Genomic DNA, 7,233 nt, shown 5'->3' on the forward strand with positions numbered 1-7,233 from the left:
TTTACAGAGGAAATTCAAAAAAGACTTTAAATCCTTTTTTAGGAGCTGTATCAATATCGATCGTTCCTTTTATGGCAAGAATTCTGTTTTCAGCATTATGAAGTCCATTTCTAAATGTTATATTATTCAAATCAATGCCTTTTCCGTTATCTGTATAAGTCACAAAAATACTTTTATCTGTAGTTTTAAATGTGATAGAAACTAAGGTAGCATTACTGTGTTTTTTCATGTTTACAAGCAATTCCTGCAGGACTCTGTAAACAGTTATTTTTTTATTCTGTTCAATCTTTTCCCACGAAATAGTATCTATACCATTTAATAAAAGATTAATATGCGGAGTATTAAATCCTGCAATCATTTCTTTTAAGTAAAAATTATATTTTTCTGAAGTAATGATTGGGTTATTTTCTTTTGATATATCACGTGTTCTTGAATATATAGCATCAAGATTGTTTATTAACTGCACTCTGTTTTCGACCAGAGAAAGGTTTTTGTTTTCTGCAAACGCCATTGTATGATAAATATCGTTCGCAAGTTCATCATGTAATTTTTTTGCAATACGCGTTTCGCTATTATAAGTAGCTTCAATTTTTTCTTTATTGCCTCTGGATGTTAAGTAAAAATAAAGTACTAAAATAAGGACAAGTGTAATTACAATAATGATGTACGAAATAATATTTCTGTTTTTTTGTTTCTCAATCTGAAGTTGATTTTCTACTTTGTGAGTTTTAAGTTTTAGGTTTTCATCCCTGTCTTTTTTAGAATCGTACTTAATTTTGGCAAACTGATTTTTTGCTTTTTGCCGAACTTCAAATATACTATCGACTAAGTTTACATAGATTACAGAATATTTTTTTAATTCTTGATTAGAACTATTTTTGATCAATAGTTTTAAAGACGACATCCTGTCTTCGACAGTATTACTAATCGTGAATTGTGTATAGCTCGAAAGCATATATTTTTTTGCCAGCAAAGGATTTGTTTTTTCGTAATATTTTGCAAAGTGAAAATAACTTTTTCCTAAGTCAAAAGGTCTTTTTCCCTTTTCTCTTATTTCAAGACTTTTATTAGAATAATGAATTGCATTTTTTAAATCATTAATCTTGAAGTAACAAAATCCTGTATTGTCAAGTACCTTTGCATGAAATTCATCATCACTGGTTACTTCTTTTTTAGATAGCAAACGCAGAAAAATTTGAAGAGATTCATTATATTTTTCTTCCTCAATCAATATAATTGCAATATTATTTTCTGCAGCTAATTTTTGCCATGGTTTTGATTTTAACTCAAAAGCTTTTTGATTGTATAATATTGCCTTTTTATAATCGTTAGTATTTAAATAGTTTATGCTTAAAATGATATAAGTATTCCATGCAAAATCCGGATTCTTTACATATTTTAAATAAGGCATTGCTTCAGTAACGGTAGATTCACTTCCAATATAATCGCCTTGATTTTGTTGGATATCTGCCATTTTGTTTACTGTGCTAACAAAATTTTCAGAATCTGTTATAGGATTACAAATGAATTTTACCTTGTTGTAATAGTAAAAGGCACTGTCAATTTTTTTATTATTATAAAAGCGATCACCTAAAGCAATAAGTCTTTTGACTTCTGTTTTGTTGTTTGGATTTGTAGTTATATCATCATTATTTTTTTGGCATGAAATTAAAATAAAAATTGCAAAAATAATATATAGATAATTTTGTAATCTGTTTGGTATCATGCTCCAAAAGTATTGAATTTAAATATTTAAGAAAAGTAATAAATACACTAATTTGGTTATTTATTTTAGTATTTATGATCAAATGGTAATTTTTTTATTAAACACAAAGAAACCCTTAAATTTTAAGGGCTTCTTTGATTATTAGTATTGTAGGTGAGCTTATACGGCTCTCATTCCTGTTGTTATGGCTAATCTGTTCCATGAGTTTATGGTTATTATAAGCAAGATAATTTCAGCAAGGTACTTGTCATCAAATAAACGGGCTGCATTTTCATATACCTCTTCAGATACATGATTGCTAATCATCGTAATTTCTTCTGTCAAAGCTAAAATTGCTTTTTCTTCTTCAGTATAAACATCAGCTTCACGCCATGCACTTAATAAGTAAATGCGTTTTTCAGTCTCACCATATTTTCTGGCATCAGCAGTATGCATGTTGATACAAAAAGCACAGCCATTTAATTGTGACGCGCGAATTTTTATTAGTTCTTTCTGTATTGGAGTAACTGAAGTAGTCGCGTTATACTTTTCTAAATTTACTAAAGCTTCATAAGCTTCCGGAGCCACCTTTTGAATAACAATTCTAGATTTCATTTTATTTCTTTTAAAGTTTGATACAAAGGTCACATATATGTCCTTTAAAAAACTTGAAGTACTTCAAGAAATTACACTAGATCTTGCCGGCTCTAATTTTACTCATGAATTCTGCCGAGAAATCCAGGTAGGAGGCAAGCATGTATTGCGGAACACGTTGTACGAATTCAGGATAGAGGCCATTAAAATGATTATATCTTTCTTCAGCCGACATTGTAAATAAAAATTTGATTCGCATTTGTGCTGCGCCAAAAGATTTTTGAGCAACGATTCTAAAATAACGTTCCAATTTTGGAACCTGAATAAGTATAGCCTCTAAAGTTGATTTCTCGATAGCAATAACTTCTGATTTCTCAACAGCCTGAATATAGAAATGAGAAGGAATGTCATTATGATAACTTATGTAATCTGTAATCCACCAATTTTCAATACCAAATTGAAGCGTTTGTTCAATTCCTCTGTCATTTATGATATATTGCCTCATACAGCCTTTGATAATAAAGTAAAGCGTATTACATATTTGACCTTCTTGTAATACAAGCTCTTTCTTTTTAATTGTAGATACACGTAGACGAGAATTCAGGATATCGATTTCTGAAGGTTCTAGGTATACGATCTTTTCAATATGTTGTAAAAGTGGCTTGTGCATGATATATATGATTGTTTACAAAGGTACTTTTTAAAATCAATTCTTAAAAATAGGAACTTTTTGGAGATGTGTATAAAAACAAAAAACCATCCGCCGCAGCGAATGGTTTTTCTATGATAAGTAAGTAATCTAAATTTAGTTTATAAAACGTTTATTTTACTTTATTAAGTATTGCTTTGAAAGCTTCAGGGTGATTCATTGCTAAATCTGCAAGAACTTTACGGTTCAATTCGATTCCGTTAGCTTTTACTTTACCCATGAATTGAGAATAAGACATTCCTTCCAATCTAGCTCCAGCGTTGATACGTTGAATCCATAATGCACGGAAATTTCTTTTGTTTTGTTTTCTATCGCGGTAAGCGTAGCACATTGCTTTCTCTACTGCATTCTTAGCAACTGTCCAAACGTTTTTACGTCTACCAAAGAAACCTTTGGCTTGCTTCATTATTTTTTTTCTTCTTGCTCTTTTAGCAACTGAATTTACTGCTCTTGGCATAATTTTAATGTGTTTTTGTAGCAGGCGTCCTGAATTAAATCAAAGGAACTTAAAAGCCATACTCCAAGGTTATTTTTAAATAATTTTTTAACCTAAAGAAAATCTTTAGTCAAAGGTTTCAAAGTCAAATGTCAAAAGTTTAAAACTTTCCAACTTTAAGACTTTACACTTTAGACTTATTAGATAATTCTTAATTGTTGTTTAATGCTTTTCATATCTGTTTTGTGAACTAGCGCTGAGTGAGTCAAAGCTAATTTACGTTTTTTAGATTTTTTAGTCAAGATGTGACTTTTAAAAGCATGCTTTCTTTTAATCTTTCCAGAACCAGTAACTTTGAAACGTTTCTTGGCGCTAGATTTTGTTTTCATTTTAGGCATTTTTCCTAGTGTTTTAATTTATTCTTACTTACTTATATTTTTAGTTGTCAGTCTCGGTTTTCAGTCTACAGTACGAAACTGAAAACTGCGACTGTTAACTGTATTACTTCTTTTTTGTTTCAGGTTTAAAGTTTCAGGTTTGTTGTAAAACTGTATACTGAAACTGCAAACTGAACACTATTTCTTTTTCTTCGGAGCAATGAACATGATCATTCTCTTTCCTTCTAAAACTGGCATAGCTTCTACTTTACCATGCTCTTCTAAATCTGTAGCCAAACGTAACAATAAAATTTGCCCTTGATCTTTGTAGATAATAGAACGTCCCTTAAAGAATACAAATGCTTTTAATTTAGCACCTTCTTTTAGGAATTTCTCAGCATTCTTTCTTTTAAATTCGTAATCATGCTCATCTGTTTGAGGACCAAATCTAATTTCTTTTACTACAACTTGTGTAGACTTAGCTTTTAATACCTTATCACGTTTCTTTTGTTCGTAAACGAATTTCTTATAATCCATGATTTTACAAACCGGCGGCTCAGCGTTTGGCGAAATTTCAACCAAATCTAATTCGAATTGATCTGCTAAACGTAAAGCTTCAGCAAGCTTAAATACACCTGGTTCGATGTTCTCGCCTACTAATCTTACTTCTTGTACACCACGAATATTGTTATTTATTCTGTGTGCATCTTTTTTTTCTACTCGAGGTTGGTAACCTCTGTTGCTTCTTATTGCTATGACTTTATAATTTAAGTTAAACTGTAAAAACTTTTAATGTCTTTTTTATTTCTTCGTTTACAATAGCGACAAATTCATCAATTGTAACTGTAATATTCCCTTTTCCTTCTTGACCGTGACGACGGATAGAAATAGTTCCGTTTTTCTCCTCTTCCTCACCCACAATAAGCATAAACGGTATTTTCTGCATTTCAGCATCTCTAATTTTCTTACCAATAGTCTCGCTTCGGTTGTCAATTAGGGCGCGAATTTCGTGATTTTCTAGCAAATCTAAAACTTTTTTAGCATATATTTCGTATTTCTCGCTCAAAGACAAGATTATAGCCTGTTCTGGCATTAGCCAAAGTGGGAAATTTCCCGCAGTGTGTTCTAGTAAAATTGCTATAAAACGTTCCATAGATCCAAATGGAGCTCTGTGAATCATAACAGGGCGATGTAATTCATTATCAGCACCTTTATAAGTCAATTCAAAACGTTCAGGAAGGTTATAATCAACCTGAATAGTTCCCAATTGCCATTGTCTTCCTAAAGCATCTTTTACCATAAAGTCAAGCTTCGGGCCATAAAAAGCAGCCTCGCCATATTCTACAACAGTATTTAATCCTTTATCAGCTGCCGCGTTGATAATAGCATTTTCAGCTTTCTCCCAGTTTTCGTCAGAACCAATATATTTGTCTCTGTTTTCTTTATCTCTTAACGAAATCTGAGCAGTAAAGTTTTCAAAACCTAACGAACCAAATACATACAATACAAGGTCAATTACTTTTTTGAATTCCTCGTCTAATTGCTCCGGAGTACAAAAAATATGCGCATCATCCTGAGTAAACCCTCTTACACGAGTTAAACCGTGCAATTCTCCAGACTGCTCATATCTATATACAGTACCAAATTCAGCATAACGCTTAGGTAAATCTTTATACGACCAAGGTCTCACGTTGTAGATTTCACAGTGGTGAGGGCAGTTCATTGGTTTCAATAAAAACTCTTCACCTTCTGCAGGAGTATGTATAGGTTGAAAACTATCAGCACCATATTTTGCATAATGTCCAGAAGTAACATAAAGTTCCTTTTGACCAATATGTGGAGTCACCACTTGCTCGTATCCGGCTTTCTTCTGAGCTTTCTTTAAAAACTGCTCTAAGCGATCTCTAAGTGCAGCACCTTTAGGTAACCATAAAGGCAAACCTTGGCCAACTTTCTGAGAGAAAGCAAATAATTCAAGTTCTTTACCTAATTTACGGTGATCACGACGTTTAGCCTCCTCAAGAAGTTCAAGATATTCAGTCAAATCCTTTTGTTTAGGGAAAGAAGTTCCGTAAACACGAGTCAATTGTTTGTTTTTCTCATCACCTCTCCAGTAAGCACCAGCAACACTCATGATTTTAAAAGCCTTAATAATACCAGTATTTGGGATATGTCCACCTCTACATAAATCAGTAAAAGTAGCATGATCGCAAAAAGTAATAGTTCCGTCTTCAAGATTCGAAATCAATTCAGTCTTGTAAACATTATCTTTATATAGTTCTAATGCATCAGCTTTGCTAACCGGACGCATTTTAAATTCATGTTTTCCTCTCGAAATCTCTAAAACGCGATCTTCGATCTTTTTAAAGTCAGCATCAGTAATTTTCTGGTCTTCAAAATCAACATCATAATAGAAGCCATTTGAAATTGCTGGCCCTAGAGTTAATTTAATTCCAGGAAACAATTCCTCAAGCGCCTGAGCCATTACGTGCGAAGTCGAATGCCAGAAAGCTTTTTTTCCTTCCGCATCGTTCCATGTGTATAAAATAAGACTACCGTCGGTCGTCAATGGAGTTTCGGTTTCAATTGTTGTACCATTAAAAGAAGCAGAAATCACGTTTCTTGCAAATCCTTCACTAATGCTCTTAGCAACCTCCATCGGAGTTACGCCTGAAGCAAACTCTCTAATTGACCCATCGGGTAAAGTAATCTTAATCATTGTTTATAATTTTGTGAATGCAAATATAACGCATTACAGAAATACATACAATACATATATTCATGTTTATACTATAATATGTAAGACTAAATTTCATAATTATTTTCAGGTGTGCTTATCTGTGCTCAATAAGTAGGTAATAATGTAGTCTAATAAGCTTCTGTAGCAAGTATGCATACATAAGTATAAAACTCCTATATATAAGGAAGAATATGATCCCACAACCCGACAGGTTTATAAAACCTGTCGGATTTATTTTTGATACCTATATATAAGGAGAGCTTTTGTCGAGCTGAGCGAGCCGAAGCTTTTCAGTTTGGAATTTAGGATTTCAAAAATTGGAATTTAAATTAAGTATTAGGAGCTATTTCCCGCTATCCGCTCCAATCTTTTGCTTTTTAAAGAAAAAAGCAAAAGGATTTCCGCTGCTATCGGGGCTAGGACAGAGGTTTCAAAGGTAAGATGAGACATAAAACAGAAAAATACGTTCCAAAAGAGAAGGCTTAGCGCCTTAGCGTCTTTGCGAGAACCAGGAAAAGCAGCAGAAAACCCAGCTTTGCGATCTTTGGCAAACAGATCAAGAGAATAAAAACTTAGCATCTTTGCGGTAAAATCGCTCCAATTGTCCAAAAACGGGAAAACCGCCAAAAAAGTTCTGCCTGTAAAAAACGTCAAACCAGCCACTTATAAAAA

General features: G+C 32.7%; 7 protein-coding genes. All 7 read right to left on the reverse strand.

The window, feature by feature from the left end; genetic code table 11:
* Nucleotide 1: 1 nt before the first annotated feature.
* The 7 genes from BXU01_RS17300 to thrS all read right to left on the reverse strand — a co-directional run bounded on the left by BXU01_RS17300 (nt 2) and on the right by thrS (nt 6,540).
* Nucleotides 2–1,726 carry a tetratricopeptide repeat-containing sensor histidine kinase gene (locus tag BXU01_RS17300; RefSeq protein ID WP_255373792.1) on the reverse strand — a complete coding sequence of 575 codons (1,725 nt, stop codon included), beginning with the start codon at nt 1,724–1,726 and terminating at the stop codon, nt 2–4.
* 159 nt (nt 1,727–1,885) lie between these two features.
* Nucleotides 1,886–2,320: a carboxymuconolactone decarboxylase family protein gene (locus BXU01_RS17305; protein ID WP_083694321.1), complete on the reverse strand. Its 435-nt coding sequence runs from the start codon at nt 2,318–2,320 to the stop codon at nt 1,886–1,888.
* A 76-nt stretch (nt 2,321–2,396) separates the two neighbouring features.
* A complete protein-coding gene (locus BXU01_RS17310; RefSeq protein WP_083694322.1) occupies nt 2,397–2,969 on the reverse strand; it encodes a Crp/Fnr family transcriptional regulator in 573 nt (190 codons plus the stop codon).
* 151 nt (nt 2,970–3,120) lie between these two features.
* A complete protein-coding gene (rplT, locus tag BXU01_RS17315; protein ID WP_041515545.1) occupies nt 3,121–3,465 on the reverse strand; it encodes a 50S ribosomal protein L20 in 345 nt (114 codons plus the stop codon).
* A gap of 179 nt (nt 3,466–3,644) precedes the next feature.
* Nucleotides 3,645–3,842, reverse strand: a complete 198-nt coding sequence (gene rpmI, locus BXU01_RS17320) for a 50S ribosomal protein L35 (protein WP_022827375.1) — start codon at nt 3,840–3,842, stop codon at nt 3,645–3,647.
* A 177-nt stretch (nt 3,843–4,019) separates the two neighbouring features.
* Entirely contained in the window at nt 4,020–4,571 is a 552-nt protein-coding gene (gene infC / locus BXU01_RS17325; protein WP_072974136.1) for a translation initiation factor IF-3, read from the reverse strand.
* A 22-nt stretch (nt 4,572–4,593) separates the two neighbouring features.
* Entirely contained in the window at nt 4,594–6,540 is a 1,947-nt protein-coding gene (gene thrS, locus BXU01_RS17330) for a threonine--tRNA ligase (protein WP_083694323.1), read from the reverse strand.
* Between the last annotated feature and the right edge of the window lie 693 nt (nt 6,541–7,233).

Source organism: [Flexibacter] sp. ATCC 35103 (genome assembly GCF_001975985.1).
Lineage (GTDB): Bacteria > Bacteroidota > Bacteroidia > Flavobacteriales > Flavobacteriaceae > Flavobacterium.

Coding starts and splice junctions, on each gene's coding strand:
- BXU01_RS17300 (WP_255373792.1), bottom strand. CDS start 1,726: ATGATACCAAACAGATTACAAAATTATCTATATATTATTTTTGCAATT.
- BXU01_RS17305 (WP_083694321.1), bottom strand. CDS start 2,320: ATGAAATCTAGAATTGTTATTCAAAAGGTGGCTCCGGAAGCTTATGAA.
- BXU01_RS17310 (WP_083694322.1), bottom strand. CDS start 2,969: ATGCACAAGCCACTTTTACAACATATTGAAAAGATCGTATACCTAGAA.
- rplT (WP_041515545.1), bottom strand. CDS start 3,465: ATGCCAAGAGCAGTAAATTCAGTTGCTAAAAGAGCAAGAAGAAAAAAA.
- rpmI (WP_022827375.1), bottom strand. CDS start 3,842: ATGCCTAAAATGAAAACAAAATCTAGCGCCAAGAAACGTTTCAAAGTT.
- thrS (WP_083694323.1), bottom strand. CDS start 6,540: ATGATTAAGATTACTTTACCCGATGGGTCAATTAGAGAGTTTGCTTCA.